This window comes from Sphingomonas flavida (assembly GCF_036663655.1).
Taxonomy (GTDB): Bacteria; Pseudomonadota; Alphaproteobacteria; order Sphingomonadales; family Sphingomonadaceae; genus Sphingomonas.
The window spans coordinates 102,410-125,328 of record NZ_JAXOJH010000011.1 but is presented as its reverse complement, the minus strand read 5'-3'; the positions used below and the strand labels follow the sequence as shown (position 1 = coordinate 125,328).

At 64.4% G+C, this 22,919-nt stretch carries 23 protein-coding genes and 1 pseudogene; 9 read left to right on the top strand and 15 right to left on the bottom strand.

The window, feature by feature from the left end; genetic code table 11:
• The 5 genes and pseudogenes from U1703_RS13470 to U1703_RS13450 all read right to left on the bottom strand — a co-directional run bounded on the left by U1703_RS13470 (position 1) and on the right by U1703_RS13450 (position 3,413).
• The gene (locus U1703_RS13470; RefSeq protein WP_332786086.1) at positions 1–687 is read right to left on the bottom strand and encodes an RNA polymerase sigma factor; all 687 of its coding nucleotides are present in this window, start codon (positions 685–687) and stop codon (positions 1–3) included.
• On the bottom strand, positions 677–1,054 hold the full coding sequence (locus tag U1703_RS13465) for a DUF333 domain-containing protein (RefSeq protein ID WP_332786085.1): 378 nt from the start codon (positions 1,052–1,054) through the stop codon (positions 677–679). Before U1703_RS13465 ends, U1703_RS13470 begins: the two co-directional genes overlap by 11 nt.
• A gap of 224 nt (positions 1,055–1,278) precedes the next feature.
• On the bottom strand, positions 1,279–2,217 hold the full coding sequence (locus U1703_RS13460; protein ID WP_332786084.1) for an EAL domain-containing protein: 939 nt from the start codon (positions 2,215–2,217) through the stop codon (positions 1,279–1,281).
• A 234-nt stretch (positions 2,218–2,451) separates the two neighbouring features.
• A pseudogene (locus U1703_RS13455) lies at positions 2,452–2,764 on the bottom strand (transposase); the annotation flags it as partial.
• Between the two features lie 40 nt (positions 2,765–2,804).
• On the bottom strand, positions 2,805–3,413 hold the full coding sequence (locus U1703_RS13450; protein WP_332786083.1) for a response regulator transcription factor: 609 nt from the start codon (positions 3,411–3,413) through the stop codon (positions 2,805–2,807).
• Positions 3,414–3,613: 200 nt separating this feature from the next.
• Between U1703_RS13450 and U1703_RS13445 the strand changes: the two genes are divergently transcribed.
• Positions 3,614–6,160, top strand: coding sequence for an HWE histidine kinase domain-containing protein (locus U1703_RS13445; RefSeq protein WP_332786082.1), 2,547 nt, complete (start codon positions 3,614–3,616; stop codon positions 6,158–6,160).
• A 638-nt stretch (positions 6,161–6,798) separates the two neighbouring features.
• Here the strand turns inward: U1703_RS13445 and U1703_RS13440 are convergent.
• Entirely contained in the window at positions 6,799–7,665 is an 867-nt protein-coding gene (locus tag U1703_RS13440) for a cold-shock protein (RefSeq protein ID WP_320453012.1), read from the bottom strand.
• Between the two features lie 299 nt (positions 7,666–7,964).
• On the opposite strand from U1703_RS13440, the gene U1703_RS13435 reads away from it, so the two are divergent.
• From U1703_RS13435 to U1703_RS13400, 8 genes are all read left to right on the top strand, one after another.
• Positions 7,965–8,585: a ribonuclease D gene (locus U1703_RS13435; protein ID WP_320453011.1), complete on the top strand. Its 621-nt coding sequence runs from the start codon at positions 7,965–7,967 to the stop codon at positions 8,583–8,585.
• Between the two features lie 38 nt (positions 8,586–8,623).
• Positions 8,624–9,250, top strand: coding sequence for an LPS export ABC transporter periplasmic protein LptC (gene lptC / locus U1703_RS13430; RefSeq protein WP_320453010.1), 627 nt, complete (start codon positions 8,624–8,626; stop codon positions 9,248–9,250).
• 18 nt (positions 9,251–9,268) lie between these two features.
• Positions 9,269–9,811, top strand: a complete 543-nt coding sequence (locus tag U1703_RS13425) for an LptA/OstA family protein (protein ID WP_320453009.1) — start codon at positions 9,269–9,271, stop codon at positions 9,809–9,811.
• 87 nt (positions 9,812–9,898) lie between these two features.
• Positions 9,899–10,699, top strand: a complete 801-nt coding sequence (gene lptB, locus U1703_RS13420; RefSeq protein ID WP_320453008.1) for an LPS export ABC transporter ATP-binding protein — start codon at positions 9,899–9,901, stop codon at positions 10,697–10,699.
• 206 nt (positions 10,700–10,905) lie between these two features.
• Positions 10,906–12,390, top strand: a complete 1,485-nt coding sequence (gene rpoN, locus U1703_RS13415; protein ID WP_332786081.1) for an RNA polymerase factor sigma-54 — start codon at positions 10,906–10,908, stop codon at positions 12,388–12,390.
• Between the two features lie 87 nt (positions 12,391–12,477).
• A complete protein-coding gene (locus U1703_RS13410) occupies positions 12,478–12,876 on the top strand; it encodes a hypothetical protein (protein ID WP_332786080.1) in 399 nt (132 codons plus the stop codon).
• A 915-nt stretch (positions 12,877–13,791) separates the two neighbouring features.
• Positions 13,792–14,277: a Ros/MucR family transcriptional regulator gene (locus tag U1703_RS13405; RefSeq protein WP_332786079.1), complete on the top strand. Its 486-nt coding sequence runs from the start codon at positions 13,792–13,794 to the stop codon at positions 14,275–14,277.
• Between the two features lie 207 nt (positions 14,278–14,484).
• Positions 14,485–14,676, top strand: a complete 192-nt coding sequence (locus tag U1703_RS13400) for a hypothetical protein (RefSeq protein ID WP_332786078.1) — start codon at positions 14,485–14,487, stop codon at positions 14,674–14,676.
• Between the two features lie 386 nt (positions 14,677–15,062).
• Here the strand turns inward: U1703_RS13400 and U1703_RS13395 are convergent, their stop codons facing one another.
• The 9 genes from U1703_RS13395 to U1703_RS13355 form a co-directional block, all read right to left on the bottom strand.
• Positions 15,063–15,953 (bottom strand): flagellar motor protein MotB, encoded by an 891-nt coding sequence (locus U1703_RS13395; RefSeq protein WP_320453004.1) that lies wholly within the window; start codon positions 15,951–15,953, stop codon positions 15,063–15,065.
• Positions 15,954–15,956: 3 nt separating this feature from the next.
• Positions 15,957–16,820, bottom strand: a complete 864-nt coding sequence (gene motA, locus U1703_RS13390) for a flagellar motor stator protein MotA (protein WP_332786077.1) — start codon at positions 16,818–16,820, stop codon at positions 15,957–15,959.
• 113 nt (positions 16,821–16,933) lie between these two features.
• Positions 16,934–17,827 carry a flagellar hook-associated protein FlgL gene (flgL, locus tag U1703_RS13385; protein WP_320453002.1) on the bottom strand — a complete coding sequence of 298 codons (894 nt, stop codon included), beginning with the start codon at positions 17,825–17,827 and terminating at the stop codon, positions 16,934–16,936.
• A 5-nt stretch (positions 17,828–17,832) separates the two neighbouring features.
• Positions 17,833–19,176, bottom strand: a complete 1,344-nt coding sequence (gene flgK, locus U1703_RS13380) for a flagellar hook-associated protein FlgK (protein ID WP_320453001.1) — start codon at positions 19,174–19,176, stop codon at positions 17,833–17,835.
• A 15-nt stretch (positions 19,177–19,191) separates the two neighbouring features.
• Positions 19,192–19,512 carry a rod-binding protein gene (locus tag U1703_RS13375; protein WP_320453000.1) on the bottom strand — a complete coding sequence of 107 codons (321 nt, stop codon included), beginning with the start codon at positions 19,510–19,512 and terminating at the stop codon, positions 19,192–19,194.
• On the bottom strand, positions 19,509–20,606 hold the full coding sequence (locus U1703_RS13370) for a flagellar basal body P-ring protein FlgI (protein WP_320452999.1): 1,098 nt from the start codon (positions 20,604–20,606) through the stop codon (positions 19,509–19,511). Before U1703_RS13370 ends, U1703_RS13375 begins: the two co-directional genes overlap by 4 nt.
• Positions 20,607–20,617: 11 nt before the next feature.
• Positions 20,618–21,331, bottom strand: a complete 714-nt coding sequence (locus tag U1703_RS13365; RefSeq protein ID WP_320452998.1) for a flagellar basal body L-ring protein FlgH — start codon at positions 21,329–21,331, stop codon at positions 20,618–20,620.
• A 20-nt stretch (positions 21,332–21,351) separates the two neighbouring features.
• Complete coding sequence (gene flgG, locus U1703_RS13360; protein ID WP_320452997.1) at positions 21,352–22,140, bottom strand: flagellar basal-body rod protein FlgG; 789 nt, start codon at positions 22,138–22,140, stop codon at positions 21,352–21,354.
• Between the two features lie 13 nt (positions 22,141–22,153).
• Positions 22,154–22,909 (bottom strand): flagellar basal body rod protein FlgF, encoded by a 756-nt coding sequence (locus U1703_RS13355; protein ID WP_332786076.1) that lies wholly within the window; start codon positions 22,907–22,909, stop codon positions 22,154–22,156.
• Positions 22,910–22,919 lie beyond the last annotated feature (10 nt).

Here is a 22,919-nt window from a genome sequence, read left to right as displayed (position 1 = left end):
TCATCGCAGGTCTTCCTTCAATTCGATCAATGCGCGGGTGGCGATCCGCAGGTCCGCTTCCACCGTACTCAGGCTGACGCCCAATTCTTCGGCGATCTGTCGCTGCGACACGCCGTCGATCCGGGCGCGCCGAAAGACCGTTTCCCGGCGAGCCCCCAGTGACGTCAGCACCGCCGCCACCTTCTCGATCTCCTGCTGCGCCCCGATCACCCGTTCGCCCGCCGGTTCGTCCGAGGCTTCGCCATCGCCTTTGAGGTCGAACCAGTCCTGCTCCCTGCGCTCCGATTGCCGACGCGCCCGATACCGATCGATCATCAGTGAGTTGGCGGCCCGAAACAGATAGGACAGCGGATTGGCGATCGGGCCGGTCGAAAGCGTCGAGATCTTCAGCCAAAGGTCGTTCGCCAGATCCTCGGCGGCATCGCCAGCCCCGCGCGCGACAAGGAAGCGCACCATCTTGTCCCGATTGGCCAGATAAACCGCTTCTAATCCGTTTGACGACATAGGCACCGAATTGACGTGAGGGGATCGTGCGGTGCCTCTTACTGGCTGATCGTGAAGAAATGAATGTAAGCCCGTCACGTGCCGATACGGCGCGCTCCTCGACGATGTCATGCGATCCACCGGGACCGTCGCGCGGGAAATCGATGTCGGCCAGGGCTTCGCTCCATAGGCTTCAGCGGCCACGATACAGCGCCCATTCCTCGATGACGGCCCCGTTCGGCAGATGGCAATAGCCCGTCTGTCCGCCCGGCTCGGCCACCACGTCGACCCTGCCGCCCAGTTGCTCGCAATAGGCACTGGCGGGGTTGGGCATGACGGCCCGTCGCCGCCGCCCAAGAACGAGCAGTCGCTTGTCGACGGCACGCCCGTCGGGAAGGCGGCAATATGCAGCGCCATTGACGATGATGCCGACCCCGCCAAGGCGGAGGCACACGCCCGACGCTCCATTTCCATCGAGCGTCTGTGAAGAGGCCGACCCGCTTATCAGGATCAGCAACGGCACCGCCGTGCAGATCAGTAACGCTATCCCAGCATAGGCCAGTCGATGCATGACGAAGCCATCCCCCACCCGTGTGACACTGTCCGGCTCGCAACGTCCTTGCGGGCCTTCATCCGGAAGACGGAGTGAAAGGGAATTTACCGTGACCTCGCGTCGGCAGATTGCGTTTTTCGCGATTCATCAGATCAGACCGGCATGGCTGAAGACCGGCATCAGCAGCCCGTGAATGCTGCGCCGCTGGAGCCGTCAGAATGACCAGGCGATCATGTGCCGCATCATTTCCACACCGTCGGGACAAACGATCCCGGCCCGCCTTTCGAAGCCAAGAGGCTATGATTGGCGGCTCCGAAGTCCAACCGGGTTTCGGCACAGGGGCGGCGCATAGGCCTGCCGTGAAAGAAGCCCTGCTGCCATATGCTTCCCGCCTCTCGGGCGATGGTCGCCTGCTGCTGGGTCTCGATCCCTTCTACGATGGTCAGCGCGCCGAGGGATTTCGCCACGCCGACCATATGCCAGAACAAGTCCGCCGCGGCGGGGCCGGTGCAGGCCTGCCGCACGAAGCTGCCATCGATCTTGATGATTGCAGGCTTCAGCGCGCGTGCGCTCGCCACGGACGCGTGCCCCACGCCGAAGTCGTCGAGCGCGACGCGCACGCCGCAGCCTTGCAAGCGCGAGCAGAACAGGGCGGCCCGATCGAGGTCGGGGATCGGCGCGGTTTCGGTGATCTCGATGACAAGGCGCGTCGCAAGCGCATGATCGCTGCGCAGCAGATCCATCATATCATCCCAACCGTCGGGGTCGGTGCTGGCCGCCGATATGTTGACGCCGAGGATCGCGAGCGGGTCCGACTGCAACGTTTCGATCACGCGGCGGACAACGCGCCGGTCAAAGGCGAGGCTTCCACCGGAACGCTCGATGATCGCCAAAGCCTCCTGTGGGGCCGCATCCCAGCCATGGGTTTGCGGGAATCGTACCAGCGCCTCATGATAGAGGACAGTCCCCCCTGGACGCACATCCCGAACGGGCTGCCAAACCAAGGCCATCGAACCTGGGGCAGCGGCCCCTGGCGAAGCGAGCGGTTGAGCTCCCCCGTGCCAGGAAACCTCAGGAGGCCGTTGCTGTTTGCCACGATAGCCGCCCGCACCCTCGGTGAGCGCAGAGTAGGCGATCAGCCGCTCGACATATACGTTGTTGATAGTAGCGATGTCGTGCACTGGCATTCTCCTTCCGATTTGATCAATCGCAAAGCTTCGGCCGCGCAAGAAGATGTGGGTTTTACGGTACAAATTGACACATATTATGGTTAATCGCGCCGTTTACGTAGATACCGTTATGGTGATTCTACTTTAATCGTCAGCCACTGTAGTTCTGCCAAATTTCCCACGATTTGATGCAGTTGATCCATCTCGGACATCGGTGTCACGGATGTCAGGGGCAGGGCTCGCGGATCACAGCCGGACGATAATGGTTGCGGCGAGGGCGACGGCGGAGAAGAATGCGACAGGGTAGCAGGGTGCGACGCGACGCCGGTCTTTTCAGGCGACCGAACGTCACCTCGATACGGCTAGGGCACCGATAGCGGCGCTTGTCATATCTGGCGGGTTCATTCGGCGAGTTTCGGCCTGGAATGCAGTACTGTATACCCTCGACCTGTCGGGCACCCTTGAATCAGTCGGCATCATGCCCGCGGTCGCCGAGCAGCGCTGCGGCATACGTGTAATCGCTAACCTGGCCAGTGGTCATGAAGAAGCACACGCGCCGCATCTTCGTACCATGTTGCGGTTCGACGCTTATTTCTTCATCAAGAATTTGCGCAACTCCGAATGGACGACAGAGCCAGGAGCGCTGCTGCTTCCTGAACACTCTTGACGCTCAAACGGGCAAGCATCTTGGCACGGTGCATTTCCACCGTCCGGACGCTCAAGCCGAGATCAAATGCGACAGACTTGTTCTGTTTCCCTGCGCTCAATGCCATGAGGACGTCATGCTCACGTGGCGTCAGTGCGCGAATCTGTCGCCTCGCCACTTCTTCCGAACTACGGACCGTCTCGCGCGTGGCCCAATCGTCCAAGGCCCTTGGCAGGAGGTGCTTGAGCCGATCGGGAGTGATGGGCTTTTGAACGAAGTCATAGGCACCCAGTCGCATGGCCTGCACCGCCATGGGGATATCACCATATGCCGTCATCGCGATGATCGGCCAGTCGCATGCTCTCTGCGACAGTTCGGTCATGACCTCGAACCCCGATCGGTGAGGCATCTGAATGTCCAGCAGGATCAAGCCAGGCACGCAGCCGTCCAGCGCATCCAGGAAGTCGCAACCATCGTGAAACGGATTCGCGCGAAAACCGATCGTTTCGATCAGGTCGGCAATGGCCATCCGGAATCCTGCTTCGTCTTCAACGACATGCACGACCTGTAGCTCAATTGATCCACTCACACCTGTAACTTTCTACCCGTGTATTGGAATATTGTTATTTACGATTACCGGTTAATTACTAATCTCTTCTTTATCAGGCGAATCCGCTCGGTGAGCAGATGTGCCAATCGCCAAATTTGGCCTGAATGCATGGGTGTAAGTAGGTCGGCGATGCAGGGATGGGGGAAACCATATTGCCTACCGACGTTCCGCCCGACCTCACCGCCTGCGACCGGGAACCGATCCACCGCCTGGGAACGATCCAGCCCTTCGGCTTCCTCATTGCGACGACGCTCGACTGGCTGATCGTCAGCGCGTCCGACAATGTTGAGGAGCAGTTCGGTAAGCCTGCGGCAAAGCTGTTGGGCTCGACGCTGAACGACGTTTTCGACCGAGAGGCCGTCCACCGCCTCCGCAACCGCCTCGGGCAGGTCCAGGACACGAATTGCACCGAGCGCATCTTCGGTCTCGACCTCTTTGGGGACGGACGGCTGTTCGACTGTGCCGTCCACTATTCCGGCGACCTTGCGATCATCGAAGCCGAGCCGAACCAGCAGAGCACGACCGCCGAGGTGGCGGGCCTGATCCGCTCGATGACAAGCAGGCTCGACGCCGAAAGCGACCTCGACGCCTTCATCCAGCAAGGCGCGCGGCAGATGCATCTCCTCATCGGCTTCGACCGTGTGATGGTGTACCGGTTCGACAAGGACGGATCAGGCGAAGTCGTAGCAGAGGCCGTCCGGCACGGTGTCGCCCCGCTGCATGGGCTGCACTTCCCGGCGAGCGACATCCCGCAACAGGCGCGCGCACTCTACCTTCGCAATCCGTTTCGCTTCATCGTCGACGTGAACCAGGCACCTGTGCCCATCCTGTCGCTCGATCCGAACGGCAGCGACGCCCTCGATCTGTCATCCTCGATCCTGCGCGCCGTCTCACCCATCCATATCCGCTACCTCCAGAATATGGGCGTGACCGCGTCCCTGTCAGTGTCGATCATCGTGGAGGGGCGGCTTTGGGGCTTGTTCGCCTGTCATCACTTCCGGCCGCGCAATTTGCCCTTCGATATCCGAACGGTCGTCGAACTGTTCGGCGAGATGTTCTCGCTGCGCTTGGAAAACCGTGAGCGCAAGATCATCGCGGCCAAACAGGCGCTGGCACGCAGCACCGGCGTCCGGCTGCTGACATCCTTTGCTGACGATGCCAGCCTCCTGACAGATGCCGACCGGCTGATGACCATCCTGAACGACATCATCCCTTGCGATGGGGTCGCGGTGAAGGTCGGCGACCGTATAGCGGCCAGCGGCGTCGCGCCCGCCGTCGAGGATGTGCCGGCCATTACGCGACGACTGCATGCGCTCACGCGGGATGCGATGTTCGTCACGGATCATCTTATCGCCCATTTGCCAGAAGCCTGCACCTCCGACAGCAACGCCGCGGGCCTGATCGCCATACCCATCACGACCGAGCCGGGTGATTATGTGATGCTGTTCCGGCGCGAGCGTATCCGGTCGGTTACCTGGGCAGGCAATCCCGGCGAAGCGATGAAGTCGGACGCGTCCGCTTCCAGCCTGTCGCCACGCAGCAGTTTCGCCGCATGGAGGGAGGAAGTGCGGCATCGATCGAATCCCTTTACCGCCAACGAGCAAAAGAGCGCCGAGACGTTGCGTGTCGCGATCATCGAAATCGTGCTCAAGCTGGCGGGGGCGGCCGGGACCGAGCGGCAGCGGGCACTCCAGCAACAGGAAATGCTGATCGCCGAACTCAACCACCGGGTCCGCAACATCCTGACGCTCATCAGCGCCCTGATGTGGCAGTCCCGCCATGGTACGGACAATGACGCGGGCACCGCCGTGCTGGAGTCCCGCATCCTCGCGCTGGCCAGAGCGCACGACCAGATTACGCGCTACAACTGGGCGCCCGCCGATCTACGCACCATGGTCGAGGGCCATGCCGATCAATATTCGGGGGCCTGTCGCTTTCAGATCGAGGGCAAACCGGCGCTGCTGGCGCCTACGGCTTATGCCACTCTTGCGCTCGTCCTGCATGAACTGTTCACCAACTCCTGCAAATATGGAGCGATCTCGGCGAGCGGGCGCGTGGAGATTGATTGGTGCCTCGACCGCGATGGCGGCCTCACGATCAACTGGAGCGAACATGGCGGCCCGGCATCAGCGATCGATCGGCGGCAGGGTCTTGGCACGACGATCATCGAACGACTCATACCCCATGACCTCGGCGGCACGGCGTCACTCTCGTTCGAGATATCGGGCGTTCGGGCACGATTCGGCATACCGCCGAAGTTCGTCGGCACCCAGGTAAGCGAACAACCCGGCGCGATCCTCGCTGCCCTTCCCCACGCGGATGAACCGCCGGTCGCCCTCAAGATTGATGGGAGCGTGTTGCTCGTCGAGGACAATTTCCTGATCGCCAATCATGCCGATGGCCTATTGACGAGGGCCGGGATCAATAACGTCGTGATCGCCGCGAGCGTAGCGGACGCCTTCGAAAAAATGCGGGCCTGCTCCCCCAGTGTAGCGATCCTCGACTTCAGCCTCAGAGACGCAAACAGCCTTCCGGTTGCAGATCGTCTGCTGGAAAACGGCATCCCTTTCCTGTTTGCGACCGGTTATGGTGAGCAGCTTCGCCTTCCTGAAAGGCTGGCTCACGTTCCAGTCCTTCAAAAACCCTATGGCGATGCGGCACTGATTTCCGCACTCCACGCGGTTACCCGAAAGGATTGAGGCACATGCATCTGCGTCGACTACTATAGACGTGAGGGCGCTTCATTGGTCCCGTCTATCGCAGCGCCAGGCCTGATCGACATTCCTTTTATTCCTCCCCTGGAAGGGGAGGTGGCAGGGCGCAGCCCTGACGGAGGGGTGTCCCGCTTGGAGAGTTTGGGGATCACTCGCCACCGGCGACACCCCTCCACCAGCTTCGCTGGTCCCCCTCCCCTTGCAGGGGAGGAATTGAAAGGGGACTGAATGTCGATCCGCCCTGGTAATCGAGGCTTTTGAGCGCGTGATGCTTCCGTTGGAATGGAAGAAGGCCATATGGGACAGGAGCGCCAAGAGCGTGCAGGCTGTCCGAGGCGGAGAAGGCAAGCCATCGCGCCACTCTTATGGGGTGGTGCGCGGATAAAACGGCCGAACCGTTCGAAAACAGGAATCAGCTGTCTTCGGCTTCGAAGACGGGCAGATCATCGAAGCCTCGTTCTTCGCATCCGATATCCGCAACGATCAGGCGTTCTGCGAGGGTTGGACCAGCATCCCCACTTCACCACCGCGCTCGCTCCATCACAACGAAAAGGCCCGGCGTCGCATCGCTGCAACGCCGGGCCCTGTCGCCCGAAAAGGGAGGCTTATTCAGCCGAGGGGGATCAGCCCTCGTTCTGCAGGTTGACGGCCGCGTACTTGCCGCGACGATCGACCTCGATCTCGAACTGCAGGCGATCGCCCTCGTTCAGCGAGCCCATGCCGGCGCGCTCAACGGCCGAGATGTGCACGAACGCGTCGGGCTGTCCGTCGTCGCGCTGAATGAAGCCGAAGCCCTTCATCGCGTTGAAGAACTTGACCGTGCCGGTCGCCTTCTCGCCGGTCAGCTGACGCTGCGGAGCGCCGCCGAAACCACCGGCCGCACCAGCGCGCGGGCCACGATCACGGTCGCCGAAGCCGCCTTCGCGCGGTTCGCGGGGAGGCGCACGATCGGTGACCGGAAGCGGCTCGCCCTCGATCTTCAGTTCGGTGGCCGAGATGCGGCCGCCACGATCGACCAGGGTGAAGCCGAGCGGCTGCCCCTCGGCCAGACCCGACAGGCCCGCCTGCTCGACGGCCGAGATGTGAACGAACACGTCTTCACCGCCGTCATCGCGCACGACGAAGCCGAAGCCCTTCTGCGCGTTGAAAAACTTGACGACGCCCGTGCCTTCGCCAACGACCTGGGGGGGCATGCCGCCACCGCCGCCACGACCGCCGCCGAAGCCGCCACCGCCGCCGCTGCGGAAACCACCGCCGCCGCCGCCGCCGAAGCCGCCGCGATCACCGCCGCCGAAACCGCCACGGTCGCCACCGCCGCCGAAGCGATCGCCACCACCGAAACCGCCGCCGAAGCCGCCGCCACCGAAGCGGTCACCGCCACCGAAACCGCCGCCGAAGCCGCCGCTCGACTCATCGCCGCCGCCGAAATTGTCCCGCTTGTCGCGACCACGCGTGCCGCGATTGCCTCGGCTACCTCTATCGAAACCCATAAGCCCTGTTCGTCTTCCCGGTTCGCCCGCAACTGCTATCTTCAAGAACCGTGCGCCGGACGAAGAGCGCGGGTCTTTTGGCGCCAAACCTTTTGCGCCTGATCAAGGGTCATAACGCAGATGGACCATCATCGCGAACGAAATCGTGCGATCCGGTTTCGCTTCGCCGCGAACGATACAGATTGCGTCGGAATTGTGGCCAAAACTCCACAACATGTCCGTGAAAAAATGCGAATCACCCGCCCCCGCCCGCATCGACAGCGGTTGAGGCTTGGGCCCCCGGTCGCTAGGGCAGGAACATGACCGTTCATCTGCATGAAGAAGACATTCCCGCCGACCTGTTCGCCGCGGGCGCCTCGATCGCCGTCGATACCGAGACGATGGGCCTGATCACCCCGCGCGACCGGTTGTGCGTCGTCCAGCTGTCGGACGGCGGCCCCGACGAGCATCTGGTCCGATTCTCGCCCGACAGCGACTATGCCGCCCCGAACCTTCGCGCGCTGCTGGCCGACCCCGAGCGGTTGAAGCTCTATCACTTCGGGCGATTCGATATCGCGGCGATCCGCCATTATCTGGGCGTGGTGGCCGCGCCGGTCTATTGCACCAAGATCGCCTCGCGGCTGATCCGCACCTATACCGACCGCCACGGCCTGAAGGAACTGGTCCGCGAGCTGCTCGGCGTCGAGCTGTCCAAGGCGCAGCAGTCGTCGGACTGGGGCGCGCCCGAGCTGTCCGACGCGCAGCGCGAATATGCCGCCTCCGACGTCCGCTATCTGCACCGCATGAAGGTGGAACTGGACAAGCGGCTGGTCCGCGAGGGTCGCATGGAACTGGCCCAGGCCTGTTTCGATTTCCTGCCCGCGCGCGCCGAGCTGGATCTCGCGGGCTGGCCCGAGGTCGATATCTTCGCCCACGCCTGATCCGGTCCGCCCGCCGGGCTCATAGGGAATTCGCCACCATGTCCGAGATCGCCGACCGCGTCCGTACCCAGCGTCAGCGCTGGGCCGCGCCCGGCAGCCGCCACGATCGATTCGTGACCGTCGCGCGCTGGCTGCTGCCCAGCGCGATCGGCGTGCTGTCGGCGTTCCTGGTGATGGCGCCCATCTATACCTCGAACGAGGTGTCGTTCGTCCTCGACAAGAAAAAGGTCGAGGTGGCGCGCGAACGCATGAAGATCCAGGCGGCGCAGTATCGCGGCGTCGACGACAAGGGCCAGCCCTTCTCGCTCGACGCAGGGTCCGCGATCCAGCGCAGCTCGGCCGAGCCGGTGGTCCAGCTCAACAAGCTGGCCGCCGCGATCCGCCTGTCGGACGGCCCCGCCACGGTGAACGCCGATTCGGGCCGCTACGACATGCGCACCGAACAGGTGAAGCTGGACGGTCCGCTCGATTTCAAATCGGCGGGCGGCTACGACCTGCAGACGCATGACGCGACGATCGACCTTCAGCAGCGCACGCTGGTGTCGGGCGGCGCGGTGACCGGCCGCGTGCCGCAGGGGAATTTCAGCGCCAACAAATTGCGCGCGAACCTGGAAGATCGCACCGTTCGCCTGGAAGGCAACGCCCGCTTGCGCATCGTGCCGTAAAGCACGAAATAGCCGAACATGCACAAGTACCTCGCCGCTGCGGCTCCGGCCCTTCTCGTCCTGGCAGCGCCCGCCGCCGCGCAGGTCAAGCATGACAGCCGTGCGCCCGTCGATTTCGGCGCCGACGTCATCGAATTGCAGGACAAGCAGAATCGCGGCGTCCTGACCGGCAACGTCTCGCTGCGCCAGGCCGAGATGACGCTGACCGCCGCGCGGGTGGTCATCATCTATACCGGCCAGGTCATCGGCGGAAAGCCGCAGGTCTCGCGGTTCGAGGCGTCGGGCAATGTCGTCGTGAAGCGGCCGAACCAGACCGCGCGCGCCAATTACGGCATCTACGACCTCAATCGCCGGGTGATCACCATGCTGGGCAATGTCACGCTGACCCAGGACGGGAACACGGTGAACGGCGGTCGCCTGACCATCAACCTCGACACCGGGCGCGCGGTCATCGACGGCTCGTCGGTGGCGGGCGGCGGCACGCCGGGCAAGGGCGGCGGCGTCACCCGTGCGCCGTCGGGCCGGGTCACGGGCACTTTCTCGGTCCCCGATCGCAACTGATACGTGACGCGCGAGGGTCGCTCGCGCTAACGTGCCCGCAAGACCAGGCCATCGCCAAGGGCCATCAGCTAAGGAAAGTACGCGCCGATGGACATGGAAACCCCGATCCGCGAGGCAGACCAGCGCCCCGGCCAGCGCAGCGCCCCCGTGTCGGAGCCACCGGTCGCCAACGGCCTGCAGGTCGTGTCGATCGCCAAGAGCTATGACAAGCGCATCGTCCTGACCGACGTGTCGGTGTCGGTCGGGCGCGGCGAGGTGATCGGCCTGCTCGGCCCCAATGGCGCGGGCAAGACGACGTGCTTCTATTCGGTCATGGGGCTGGTGAAGCCCGATTCGGGCCGCATCATGCTGGACGGCGAGGACATCACCGGCCTGCCCATGTATCGCCGCGCCATCCTGGGCCTGGGCTATCTGCCGCAGGAAACCTCGATCTTTCGCGGGCTGTCGATCGAGAAGAACATCCTGACCGTGCTCGAACTGGCCGAGCCCGATCCCGCCGAGCGCGCGCGCAAGCTCGACAAGCTGCTCGAGGAATTCGGCCTGACCCGCCTGCGCGCCGCGCCCGCCATGGCGCTGTCGGGCGGTGAGCGCCGCCGTGCCGAGATCGCCCGCGCGCTGGCCGCCGATCCGTCGATCATGCTGCTCGACGAGCCGTTCGCGGGTATCGACCCCATCTCGATCGCCGACATCCGCGACCTAGTGAAGGACCTGAAGCGGCGCGACATCGGCGTGCTGATCACCGACCACAATGTCCGCGAGACGCTGGACATCGTCGACCGCGCCTACATCATCTATGACGGCCGCGTGCTGTTCAGCGGATCGCCGGAGGAACTGGTCGCCGACGCCAATGTCCGCCGCCTCTATCTGGGCGAGGGCTTTTCGCTCTGAAGTTTATTTTTTAGCCGTAGATTTTTTGCCTATTCCATCGATTAGATTTTTTGCAACAGCCTTTACCGCAACGACTACCATCTCTCTTGTCTTTGGATGCGTAACAACTTTGATAAAAGCGTCTGCGGCTTTAGACATAACACCCCCCTTACTGACCATATCAGGCTAACTTTTATATTTAATCTTGCAAAGGAAATTATATTGGGATGAGCCTAGCGCCGCGCCTCGACATCCGCCAGTCGCAATCGCTGGTGATGACGCCGCAGCTTCAGCAGGCGATCAAGCTGCTGGCGCTGTCGAATCTGGAGATCGAGGCGTTCATCGCCGAGGAGGTGGAAAAGAACCCCCTGCTCGACGCGTCGGCGATCCGCGAGGTGGCGACCCCCGAGCGTCCCGAACGCGAGGCCCCCGCCGGGGCGGACGAACTGGTCTCCGGGACCGCGCCTGCCGAGGATCGCGGCCTCGACCTCGATTATGCGACCGAAAGCCATCAGCAGGACAGCGTGGCCGATGGCGGCACCGGGCCCGATGGCGGCCTGTCGCTGAACGGCGCGAGCGGTAGCGGCGGCCTGGGCGGCGAGGATGGGCCGGACTGGGATTCGCTGGCCGACGACGCACCCAATCTGGCCGAGCATCTGGAGGCACAGGTCGCGCTGATCCTGTCGGGCCTCGACCTGACGATCGCGGCGCACATTATCGACCAGCTGGACGAGGCGGGCTATCTGACCGTCCCGCTGCGCGAGATCGCCGAGCGGCTGGGCATCGGCCTGCCGCAGGTCGAGGCGGTGCTGAAGGTCGTGCAGAGCCTGGACCCGACCGGCATCGGCGCGCGCGATCTGGCCGAATGCCTGATGCTCCAGGCGCGCGAGGTCGACCGCTACGACCCCTGCATGGCCAAGCTGATCGCCAATCTCGACCTGCTGGCGCGCGGCGACCTGACCCGGTTGAAGCGGTTGTGTGGCGTCGATGACGAGGACATGGCGGACATGATCCGCGAACTGCGCGGCTATGATCCCAAGCCCGGCTGTCGCTATGGTGGCGAGCCGGCGCGGGCGGTGGTGCCCGACCTGTTCGTCACCCGGACCAAGGCGGGTTGGGGCATCGAACTCAACACCGCCACCCTGCCCCGCGTGCTGGTCAATCGCCGCTATTATCAGGAACTGCGTCACGGCCCGCAGGACAAGGGGTCAAAGGCGTGGCTGGCCGACTGCCTGGCCAGCGCCAACTGGCTGATGAAGGCGCTCGACCAGCGGCAGCGCACGATCATCCGCGTCGCGACCGAGATCGTGAAGCAGCAGGAGGCGTTCTTCCTCCACGGCGTCGCGCATCTGCGGCCGCTGACGCTGGCGCGTGTCGCGGAGGCGATCGGGATGCACGAATCGACCGTCAGCCGCGTGACCAGCAACAAATATCTCAGCTGCGCGCGCGGGCTGTACGAGCTGAAATTCTTCTTCACCAGCGGCATCGCGGCGTCCGATGGCGGCGATGCGGTCTCGGCGGAAGCAGTGAAGAGCGCGATTCGGGCGCTGATCGCCAACGAGGGCGCCAAGATCCTGTCCGACGACACGCTGGTCGAACTGCTCCAGGCCAAGGGGTTCGACATCGCCCGACGCACGGTCGCCAAATACCGCGAAGCGCTGGGCATCGGCAGTTCGGTCCAGAGACGCCGCGCCCGCGCGCTGGGCGGCTAGGCCCGCCAGCGCGCCGGACCACTCGCGCCTTGAACACCGCGCGACGTGTATTACATCATAAATACACAACATCATGGGGCCGGGTCGATGGGTAAGAAGAAGCACAAGAAGAAACAGAAAAAGGCCAAGCTGGACGAACAGCCGGGCACACCGCCCGGCCCGTCACCGCTGCACCGGATCGGACAAGCCCTGCTCGACCAGGCACGCAGTCCGGCTGGGCGCCAGCTGCTCGCCACCGGCCTGATCGTCGCGGCCTCCGCGCTGGCGCGCGAAACCGGCAAGCGCGACGCGGCGGATACGCCTCCGCCCCCCCCCACGCCGGAAACCCCGGCGGCGGATGCTGCCGAAGCTATCGATCCCGCGCCGTCCACCAAGCCCGCATCGTCGGGCAAGCCCGGCCTGTCGGAAGTTACCGCCTTTGCCGGCATGGCACTGAACGTTCTGGATCAGTTCATCCACCGGCCTTCCCCGACCGAGCGCAAGTAACGCCAGGGCCTGCTCTTCTCGACGATACAGAGGAGCGGGCGTCTGACGGCACAATATCCAAAACGCCTGGAGCTTGATCCAAGGCGAGCCCCTCCCCTTCAGGGGAGGGGTTGGGGTGGGGCCTTGCCACCAATGCGGCATTCGCGGAAGCGCCCCACCCCCAGCCCCTCCCCTGAAAGGAAGGAGGCATCTCATGTCACCCTGCTATAGCAGAGCGACCCGAATGCCGATCGGTCCGCGGGGGCTGCGCCTCGTCACGGCTTGGGCGTGTGCGCCGGATGCTCACAGCCGCTTCGCCACGCCATGACGAATGGCCGATAGCGACATCGATTTCTGAAGAGGTGCAGACGGGGGGAGCGCAAAATGGTCGCTCAACCCCCGCCGCCGACGCGCGGGGTGCCGGTTTTCCCGGCGGCTTCCACTCCTGCTTATCTTTGTCTTTAAAGCGCGGCGATGGGAACAGCCTAGGCCGATACGCGGCGGAAGCAAGCCAAAAAAAAGGCTGGTCCGAGGACCAGCCGTAAAAGTTTTTAGGAGAGGATGCCTGAAAGGCCCGCTCCTTCTGGCGGAGATTGCCGATTTACACAAATGCAACCTCATTAATTTTCATTGCATTTTTTGCAATCGGAGAACTGCAATCGTTTGGTGCTTTACCCTGTTGGTACGGCATCATAACGAAATGACAAAACTGTAATCCGACGCAAAAATCTTTCCCGATCGACTTGAATAAAGTGCTGATCGATCGTCGTGACACGGCCTGATCATAACGTTTCGGACTATTTACCTTAAAATTCTCCGATTGGCCTGACAAATAAAAGTCCTCGCTTTTGTAGAATTTTTATCCCGAAAGTGGATTGGATGGTTGACGTGACGTGATTGACGGTTAGGTCAAAGTCCAAACAACAGGAGCGTATCATGGCCGACGACCCTATCGATGTGAATGCCGTAGAACTGGCGACCGAACTGACCATTGCGTGGTTGGGCAACCCCAATACCCGCACGTCGTCCGAAGAGGTCCCGGCCTTTTTGAACAAGATGCACGAAACCGTGTCTTCGTTGCTGGGCGCCGCCCCGCAGTCGGCTGATGTCGAAGCACCCACCGACTATGTTCCGGCCGTGTCGGTTCGCAAGTCGCTGGCGTCGAAGGATCACATCGTTTCGATGATCGACGGCAAGCCCTACAAGACGCTGCGCCGCCATCTGGCGACCCACGGCCTGACGCCGGAGGAATATCGCGATCGTTATGGCCTGAAGTCGGATTATCCGATGGTCGCCGAGAGCTATTCGGAAAGCCGTCGCGCGATGGCCAAGAAGATCGGTCTCGGCCGCAAACCGGGCCCGCGCAACGCCGCCGCGACCCGCAAGCCGCGCAAGGGCGAAGCGACCGCCGACGCCGAATAAGCGGCGGCGATCCTCGGATCGTCCGGAAACCCGCCCGGTCGCCGCCTTCCTCCCAAAGGCGGATGACCGGGCGGGTTTTCTTTTGGCCTGGATCGCCCGGACCTCGCGGCGCATGTCGCGCGCCTGAACGACCTCGACCGGCAACCCTTCCTTGCCGTCATTCTCATGACCAGTGGCAGGGCCGAAGGCTGGGCCTCATTCTGTGACATGGCGCCGCGCGATGTCGCGCTGGAGATTGGCAGCATCTGGTTTTCGCCCCGGCTGCAACGCACCCGCGCCGCCACCGAAGCCATATTCCTGATGATGCGGCGCGCCTTCCTAGAGTTTGATCCACCAGACCAGGCCGGTTGCGTTACCACCCCGGCGGAGGCCGGGGTCCAGTTGCGAGGGCTTTACTGATGGAGCGAGCCGGACCATCACAACGGCACCCACGACTGGACCCCGGCCTCCGCCGGGGTGGCGCTTCGGATTGGATGGATCAAACTCCAATCGATTATCATCGCATAGCCTGGCGTTGCAACGCGCTGAACGAAGCATCCCGGCGCGCCGGTTCGGCTATACCCTTGAAGGAACTTGGCGGGGCGACGGCATCGTCGAGGGGCATCGCCGCGATACGGCATGGTTCTCGATCTTGGATACCGAATGGCCCGCCCAACAGGACCGGTTCGAGGCATGGCTGGACGATCGCAACTTTGATGACTGCGGTCGGGCCCGCCAACCCTTATGGCCGGACGAGTAAACGCACCAATACAGGGGCGAAGCGCGAAGGTTCACCCCCGCACGCCCTACTGCCCGAAGCTGCCCTTGCGATACAGCAGGGTGATCGCCACGCGCCGGTTGCGCGGGTCCGACAGGTTGTCGGCGATGATCGGCTCACGATCAGCCACGCCCTCGATCCGCTCGAAACGCGATTCGGGAATGCCCCCGGCGGCGAGGCGGCGGCGCGTCGACTCGGCGCGGCTGGACGACAGCATCCAGTTGTTCATCGCGCGCGGATCGCCAAAGCCGACCCCGTCGGTGTGGCCGCGGATCATGATCGTGTTGGGCAGGCCCGCGATCGACTGGGCGATGGTGCCGATCAGCGCCGACGCCTCGGGCTCCAGCTGGGTCGTGCCGCTGGCGAACATCGAATAATCGGCATTGTCGACCAGGTCGATGCGAAGCCCGTCCTGGGTCGGGATGAAGCGGATATGCTTGGCCAGTTGCTTCAGGCCGGGCGTCGCCTTCATCTTCTGCTCGAGCGCCTTTTGCAGTTCGGCGAACTTCTGGCGATCGATCGCGACCGCATTGGGATTGCGCAGCGAGCCCTTGGGACCGGTGCCGGTCATGTCGCCGCCGTCATTCGCCATCTTGGGCACGATCAACTGGATGACGCCGCTGGTCCCGCTCGCCTTCTCGCCCGCACCCGGCCCGCCGCTCAGCGCGCCGCCGCCGATCCCCATCGAACGGGTGTCGAGCAGGGTCGGCGCGAAATAGTCGGCAATGCCCTTGCGCTGCTTCTCGGTGGTGGCGCCCAGCAGCCAGAGCAGCAGGAAGAACGCCATCATCGCGGTCACGAAGTCGGCATAGGCGACCTTCCACGCGCCGCCATGATGGCCGCCATGACCATCGACGATGATCTTCTTGACGATGACGATCTTGGGCGGCTCGTTCTTGCCGTGCGGTGCGCGGGCCATGGCTTACTTGCCCCGCAGACCGTCGAACACCTCGGCAAAGCCGGGCTGGTCCTTGTGCTTGATGCCCGAGCGCGCGGCCTCGATGACCAGGGGCTGGGGATGGCCGTGGAGCGAGGCGATGATGATCTGCTTGACCACGTGATAGATGGCGGCGTCGGCATCGATCACCTGCTTCAGGCGACCCGCGAACGGATTGACGATGCCGTACGCCAGCAGCACGCCCATGAAGGTGCCGACCAGCGCCGAGCCGATCATGCCGCCCAGCACGCTCGGCGGCTTGTCGATCGAACCCATGGTCTTCACGATGCCGAGCACCGCCGCGACGATACCCAGCGCGGGCAGCGAGTCGGCCAGGCTCTGCAGCGTGCCCTGCGGCCCTTCGACCTCGTGGTGGTGGGTCTTGATCGCATTGTCCATGACCTCCTCGACCGCATGCACGTCGAGCGTGCCGGACGAGACGACGACCAGGCGCAGCGTGTCGGCGATCAGGTTGACGAGCGTATGGTCGGAGAGCAGGCGGGGATATTCGGCAAAGACCGAGGAGGACTTGGGGTCCTCGACATGCGGCTCCAGCGCGATCGGCCCTTCGGTGCGCAGCATCTTCATCAGCTTCGAGACGAGGAAGATGACGTCGAGATAGTCCTGCTTCTTGTATTTCGGCCCCTTGAAGATCTTGCCCATGGCGCCGCCCAGCGCCTTCAGCTCGGCACCGGAATTGCCGATGACGAGTGCGCCGACGGCCGCGCCGCCGATGATGAGCATCTCATGCGGGATCGCTTCGAATACGGGCCCCAGCGCGCCGCCAGTGATGGCGAAGCCGCCGAAGACCATGCCGAGCAGGATGACAAGGCCGATGGCAGGAAACATGGTGAACCGATTCTCCAGCAGGGAGCGGCGTCAGCACGCCGTACCTCTCTGGATTACCGTGATTTGGTCACCATCGGGTTACCGCGCCGGAAAGGATGCCGGCGGATGCGCGATTATTTCAGGTAATCGAACAGCGACAGGCCCGCCAACTTGGTGAAACTGGCCTGGGTCGCCTGGAGCACGGTCATCGTCTGCTGCAACTGCGCGATGTTGGTGGCGATATCGGCATCCTCGACATCGGAGCGCGTCGCGGTCCGGTCGAGGCTGGAGGTCTGCATCAGCGTTTCCTGAAGCGCGACACGGGTCTGCCGCGCGCCGATCGAGGCCTGGACCGCACCGACATTGTCGTTGGCCGCGTTCAGCTTGTCGAGGCTGTTGCGCAGCACGGCGCTCGACCCCGAACCCGGCGTCTTCAGCGCGGCGACCAGGTCGCCCAGCACGGCGAAGGCGTCGTTGCCGTTCGACTGGAATACCTGCTTGGCGCCGACACTGACCTCGACCGTCTGGTCGCGGTCGATCGGCACCGCCGAAACCTCCGGGTCGGCATAGGTGATCGTGCCGTTCGTCGACTGCACCGCGGCGGTGCCGTCGGCCGTGCCGAACAGCGGCTGGCCGCGAATGTCGCGGGTGTTGCCCAGCGTCACGAGCTGGTCGCGGATCGCGTTCAGCTGGTCGCCCAGGACCGAGCGGTCGTAATCGTTGAGCGAGCCGTTGGCCGCCTTGGTCGCGATCTCGATGGCGTTTCGCAACTGGCCACCGATCGACCCCAGCGTGGTATCGACCTGCCCGAGCACCGTCTTGGCGAGCGACAAATTGCCCTTGTATGCCGTGGCATCGGCATCGGCGCGGTTCAGCTGCGCGACCTGCGCCGAGGCGGCGGCATCGTCGGACGGCTTGAGCAGTTTCTTGCCCGTCGCGTTCTGCGTCATCAGGTCGTTGGCCTTGCCCTGCAGGGCCGCCATGCGCCGGGTGGCGCTGTCATACAGGGTGGTCGTCGAAATCTGCATCGCCGTCACCGAACCTCGAGGATGGACTGGAAGGTGTCGCGCGCGATCTGGATGACACGGCTCGACGCGGAATAGGCTTGTTGAAAACGCATCAGCGACACCGCCTCATTGTCCAGCGTGACGCCGGTCGCGCTGCTGAGCGCGGTGCTGGCGCCTTCGCGGATCGCGCCCTGCGCCTCCGCGATCGTCTGCTTCTGCTTCAGGGTGGCGGCATTGTCGGTGATGATCTCGGTCAGGCGATTCTCGAATCGGCCGCTGTTGCGCGCCGTTTCGATCGCCGTGAGATTGTCGGTGTTGCGCGGCCCCTGCCCCGCCGCCGCCGCCGCGATCTTCGACCCGTCGGTCAGGGCGACGCTCATGATCGCGGTGCCCGCCGTCAGGTTGAACAGCGGCTGGCCGGTCGCGCCGGTCGAGTCCTGGCCCCTGCCCTGGATCGTGTTGACCTGGCCGGCAAAGTCCTGGGCGACGGAATTGAAGCTGTCGCGCATCGCCGCCATCCGCTCCGCCCCGTCGATCAGGCCGCCGATCGTACCGCCGGAGGGCACGAACTGCGATGTCTGCCCCTGCGATACCACCGAAAAGCTGATGCCGCCGCCGGTCAGCCGTGCATAGCTGACCGAGCCCAGCGTATCGGGCGAGGTCAATATGGGCCCGGCGCGATCGCCCAGCCGCACGGTCGTGCGGCCAAGCTGGTCGGTGGTGGCGGTGACATCGGCCAGCTCGCTCATCTGCGACAAGAGCTGGTCACGCTGGTCGGCAAGCTGTGCGGCGGTCGAGGTGCCCGGCTGGGTCCGCGCAAGGCCGTCATTGACCTTCGACAAGGACGCCGCGAGCGAGGACAGGCCTTGCGCGGCATCGCGGGCTTGGCCGTCGAAATCGGCCTGTGCCGCATCGAACGCCCGGTCGGTCGCGGTGAAGGCGAATGCCGTCGACTTGGCGGCCTCCAGCATGGTGGTGCGCAGCGCGGTCGAGGTCGGGTCGGATGCCAGCGCGCGCGCGGCGGTGAAGAAGCCGGTCAACCGGTCGGAGACCTGATTGCCGGTCATCACGTCCTGGATGCGGTTGAGCCAGACCTTGCCCGCCTCGGTCCGCTTCAGGTCGGAATTGGCCGTGCGCAACCCGGCGGTCAGATAGGCGTCGGTCGACCGGGCGATACCCGACACCGTCACGCCGGAGCCCGGCGCCAGCCGGCTGCTGGTCACGCCGCCCGCGGCACCGACCTCGCCAAGCGTCACCGAACGGCGCGAATATCCGTCCGTGCCGGTATTGGCGATATTTTCGCCAACCACCGTCAACGCGGTCTGATACGCCCGCACGCCCGAAGCGCCGATAGAGAGCAAGTCGCTCATACGACTCGGGATACACTATGCGTGGTTAAGATCCGGTTTCGATTTCGCCAGAAAAGCGGTGACCGCCTTGCCGATGCCCATGGGCGCGTGTTCGGCCATGGTCTGTGCGACCTGCTGGTCCTGCATGTCGCGAAAGGTGTCTAGCGCCTTCGATTCGAACAGCGTGTCGCCCAGCTTCGTCTGGCGCATCGCCTTCAGCATCATGCCGTTGAAGATCGCCTCGAACTGGGTGCCCGCCTTGTCCAGATTATGGCCGTTGGACAGCCGCTTGGTATCGGTCGAGACCGTCCCCGTGATCGGGGTCGTCGCGGGCGTGGGTGCGATGCCCTGTGTCACAGGACGACCAACTCGGCCTTGAGCGCGCCGGCTTCCTTCAGCGCCTCGAGGATGGCGACCAGGTCGGAGGGGGCCGCGCCCATCGCGTTCACCGCCTTCACCACGTCGGCCAGTTTCGGGCCGGGGGCCAGGACGAACATCGGACGCCGCTCCTCCTCGACCGAGACGCCCGATTTCTGGGTGATCGCGGTCTGGCCGCCGCTCAGGGGGCCGGGCTGGCTGACGCGTTGCTGCTCGTCGATCTTGACGGTCAGCTTGCCATGGGTGACCGCCGCGGGACCGACGCGGACCGCCGAGTTCATGACGACGGTGCCGGTGCGGGCGTTGACGATCACCTTGGCGGAGGGTTCGGCCGAGTTGACGCTGAGATTCTCGATCTCGGACATCAGGGTCGCGCGGACATCGGCACCCAGCGGCGCGCGGACCGCGACCGACACGGCATCCATCGCCTGCGCGGTGCCCAGCCCGAGGCGCATGTTGATCGCCTGCGCGACATTCTGCGCGGTGGTGAAATCGGCGCGCGCCAAGTTGAAGATCAGCGTGGGCGACGTGTCGAAACCGGTGGCGACCGCGCGTTCGACGGTCGCACCTTCGGGAATACGGCCGGTCGAGGGGACGTTGATGACGATCTTCGATCCGTCCGCACCCTCCGCGCCCAGACCGCCGACCGCCAGATTGCCCTGCGCCATCGCATAGATCTGGCCATCCGCGCCCTGGAGCGGCGTCAGGATCAGCGCCCCGCCGCGCAAGGACTTGGCCTTGCCCATCGACGCGACCGTGATGTCCAGCTTCTGGCCCGGCTTGGCGAAGGGCGGCAGCTCGGCCGTGACCATCACCACCGCCGCGTTCTTCATGCCCGGATTCGCATTCGGCGGCAGTTGCAGGCCGAAGCGCGAGACGACCGCCTTTAGCGACTGGACGGTATATTCCAGATTGTCGTCACCCGTGCCCGGCAGGCCGACGACGACGCCGTAACCGGTCAACTGGTTGGTGCGGATACCCTGGAAGCCACCGATATCCTTGATCCGGTCCGCCGAAGCGGGCCCGGCGATCGCGAAGGTGGCGAGGAGAGCGAGAAGAAAGCGGAGCATCATGCGGTCCTGGCTCAGAACGGGCTGACGGCCTGGAAGAAGCGGCTGAGCCAGCCCTGGCGGCTGGCGCGGGCGACATCCCCCTTGCCGGTATAGGCGATCTGCGCATCGGCGACGCGGGTCGATGGGACACGGTTGTCGATGCCGATATCCGCTGTACGGACCAGGCCTTTAATTTGAATGAATTCATCGCCGCGGTTGAGCGTGACCCGCTTCTGCCCCTGGACCAACATGGTGCCGTTGGGGAACACCTGCGCGACCGTCACGCTGATCTCGCCGGACAGCGAGTTGGACTGGTCGGCGGCGCCCGATCCGTCGAAGTTGCGCGTCCCGCTCATGCCGATATCGCCGGGCTTGATCAGCGAGCCGAGCGGGCCGGTGGCGGGCGGGGTGAGCCCGAAATCGCCCTTCGAGCCGAGCTTCGATCCCGCCGACTTGGACGCCGCCGTCCGCTCGACGAGCACGATGGTCAGCGGATCGCCGACCCGGCGCGCACGCCAGCCCTCGTAGAGCGCGGCATAGCCGTCCGACGCCTGGAAGATCGAACCCGTGGGCTGCGCGGGCGATGCCATCGGTGCCGTCGACGGGCGGACGGTCGTGAAGTCCTCGACCGGCTTCTTCCTGCCGAACAGGTCGGCCTGGGCGGGGATCGGCGCGACAACGGCGGCAAGCAGCGTGCCCGCGACCGCCACCAGCGTGAGCCGGGTACGGCGGGTCGCCCTCGGCATGGAAGAACGCATGGTCATGATCACAGATTCTGGTTGGCGTACTGGAGCATCTCGTCGGTCGACTTGATCATCTTCGAGTTGACCTCATAGGCGCGCTGGGTCTCGATCATGTCGACCAGTTCCTCGACGACGTTGACGTTCGACCCTTCGAGCATGCCCTGGCGGATCTGGCCGCGCCCCTCGAGCCCGGCGACGCCCATATTGGCGACGCCCGAGGCCGCGGTCTCGGTCAGGTAATTGTCGCCCTTGGCCTGGAGCCCCGCCGGATTGGGGAAGCTGGCGACCTGGATCTGGCCGATCTGGGCGGGCGTGGTCTGGCCCGCCAGCGAGGCGGATACGGTGCCGTCGGAACCGATCGTGATCTGGGTCGTGCCCTCTGGCACGGTGATGCCCGGCATCACCTGATACCCCTCGGACGTGACGAGCAGCCCCTCGGCCGAGCGCGAGAAATTGCCCGCGCGGGTGTAACCCAGCGTGCCGCCCGGCATCTGCACCTGGAAGAAGCCGTCGCCGTCGAGCGCCAGGTCGAGGCTGTTGTTCGTCGTCTGCATCGCGCCTTGCGTATTGATCCGCGCAGTGCCCTGGATGCGCACGCCGGTGCCCAGGTTCAGGCCGGTCGCATATTTGCTCTCGGTCGAACTGGCCGCGCCGGGCGTGGTGACGGTCTGATAGGCCAGCGTCTCGAACGCGGCGCGGTCGCGCTTGAACCCGGTCGTGTTGACGTTGGCCAGGTTGTTCGAGATGACCCGCATGCGCATGTCCTGGGCATCGAGCCCGGTGCGCGCGACGTGCATGGCGGCAGAAGACATAACTCTCTAATCCTCAGCTCGGCAGCCGCATCAGCGATGCGCTGTTCTCGTCCATCGACTTGGCCTCTTTCATGAGGTTGGCCTGCACCTCGTAACTGCGCTGGTTCTCGATCATGTCGACCAGCGTCTGCGTCATGTTGACGTTGGAGCTTTCGAGCGCGCCGGACTGGACGGTGGCGTCCATGTCCTGCGGCAACGCGCCCCCGCCCTTGACCCGGAGCAGATTGTCCAGCCCCTTGACCGTCGTCGAGCCCTTGGTGTCGGCCAGCTTCAACCGGTCGATGACCTGGGGCTGCGTGTCCGGCCCGGCGCCGAGCGGCACGATCGAGACGGTGCCGTCGGGCGCGACGGTCAGCGAATTGTACGGCGGCACGGTGACCGGCCCGTTCTGGCCGATCACGGGATAGCCGTCGCCGGTCTGCATCACGCCCGAGGCCGCGACCTCCAGGTCGCCGCGCCGCGTATAGGCCTCGGTCCCGTCGGACGCCTGCACCGCCAGCCAGGCCGAGCTGGTGGCGATCGCGACGTCGAGCGGATTGCCCGTATGCTGCACGGTGCCGGGCTGGCGGTCGGCGTCGGTCACTTCCTCTGCGGTGGGCATCCGCGCCTCGAACGCCGCGCCGCCGCCCTTCAGGTCGATGCGGTCGAATACCACCCGGTCGGAGCGAAAGCCGATCGTCGAGGAATTGGCCATGTTGTTGGCGATCGCGGTCTGCGCCGCCATGTGCGCGCGCAGACCCGTCGCCGCCGTGTAGACCAGCTTGTCCATGGCCGTTCCC

What these genes read in the sequence shown, in the direction of transcription:
- U1703_RS13465 (WP_332786085.1), bottom strand. Translation starts at nt 1,054, where the DNA reads ATGCATCGACTGGCCTATGCTGGGATAGCGTTACTGATCTGCACGGCG.
- U1703_RS13440 (WP_320453012.1), bottom strand. Translation starts at nt 7,665, where the DNA reads ATGGGTTTCGATAGAGGTAGCCGAGGCAATCGCGGCACGCGTGGTCGC.
- U1703_RS13435 (WP_320453011.1), top strand. Translation starts at nt 7,965, where the DNA reads ATGACCGTTCATCTGCATGAAGAAGACATTCCCGCCGACCTGTTCGCC.
- lptC (WP_320453010.1), top strand. Translation starts at nt 8,624, where the DNA reads ATGTCCGAGATCGCCGACCGCGTCCGTACCCAGCGTCAGCGCTGGGCC.
- U1703_RS13425 (WP_320453009.1), top strand. Translation starts at nt 9,269, where the DNA reads ATGCACAAGTACCTCGCCGCTGCGGCTCCGGCCCTTCTCGTCCTGGCA.
- lptB (WP_320453008.1), top strand. Translation starts at nt 9,899, where the DNA reads ATGGACATGGAAACCCCGATCCGCGAGGCAGACCAGCGCCCCGGCCAG.
- rpoN (WP_332786081.1), top strand. Translation starts at nt 10,906, where the DNA reads ATGAGCCTAGCGCCGCGCCTCGACATCCGCCAGTCGCAATCGCTGGTG.
- U1703_RS13410 (WP_332786080.1), top strand. Translation starts at nt 12,478, where the DNA reads ATGGGTAAGAAGAAGCACAAGAAGAAACAGAAAAAGGCCAAGCTGGAC.
- U1703_RS13405 (WP_332786079.1), top strand. Translation starts at nt 13,792, where the DNA reads ATGGCCGACGACCCTATCGATGTGAATGCCGTAGAACTGGCGACCGAA.
- U1703_RS13400 (WP_332786078.1), top strand. Translation starts at nt 14,485, where the DNA reads ATGGCGCCGCGCGATGTCGCGCTGGAGATTGGCAGCATCTGGTTTTCG.
- U1703_RS13395 (WP_320453004.1), bottom strand. Translation starts at nt 15,953, where the DNA reads ATGGCCCGCGCACCGCACGGCAAGAACGAGCCGCCCAAGATCGTCATC.
- motA (WP_332786077.1), bottom strand. Translation starts at nt 16,820, where the DNA reads ATGTTTCCTGCCATCGGCCTTGTCATCCTGCTCGGCATGGTCTTCGGC.
- flgL (WP_320453002.1), bottom strand. Translation starts at nt 17,827, where the DNA reads ATGCAGATTTCGACGACCACCCTGTATGACAGCGCCACCCGGCGCATG.
- flgK (WP_320453001.1), bottom strand. Translation starts at nt 19,176, where the DNA reads ATGAGCGACTTGCTCTCTATCGGCGCTTCGGGCGTGCGGGCGTATCAG.
- U1703_RS13370 (WP_320452999.1), bottom strand. Translation starts at nt 20,606, where the DNA reads ATGATGCTCCGCTTTCTTCTCGCTCTCCTCGCCACCTTCGCGATCGCC.
- U1703_RS13365 (WP_320452998.1), bottom strand. Translation starts at nt 21,331, where the DNA reads ATGCCGAGGGCGACCCGCCGTACCCGGCTCACGCTGGTGGCGGTCGCG.
- flgG (WP_320452997.1), bottom strand. Translation starts at nt 22,140, where the DNA reads ATGTCTTCTGCCGCCATGCACGTCGCGCGCACCGGGCTCGATGCCCAG.
- U1703_RS13355 (WP_332786076.1), bottom strand. Translation starts at nt 22,909, where the DNA reads ATGGACAAGCTGGTCTACACGGCGGCGACGGGTCTGCGCGCGCACATG.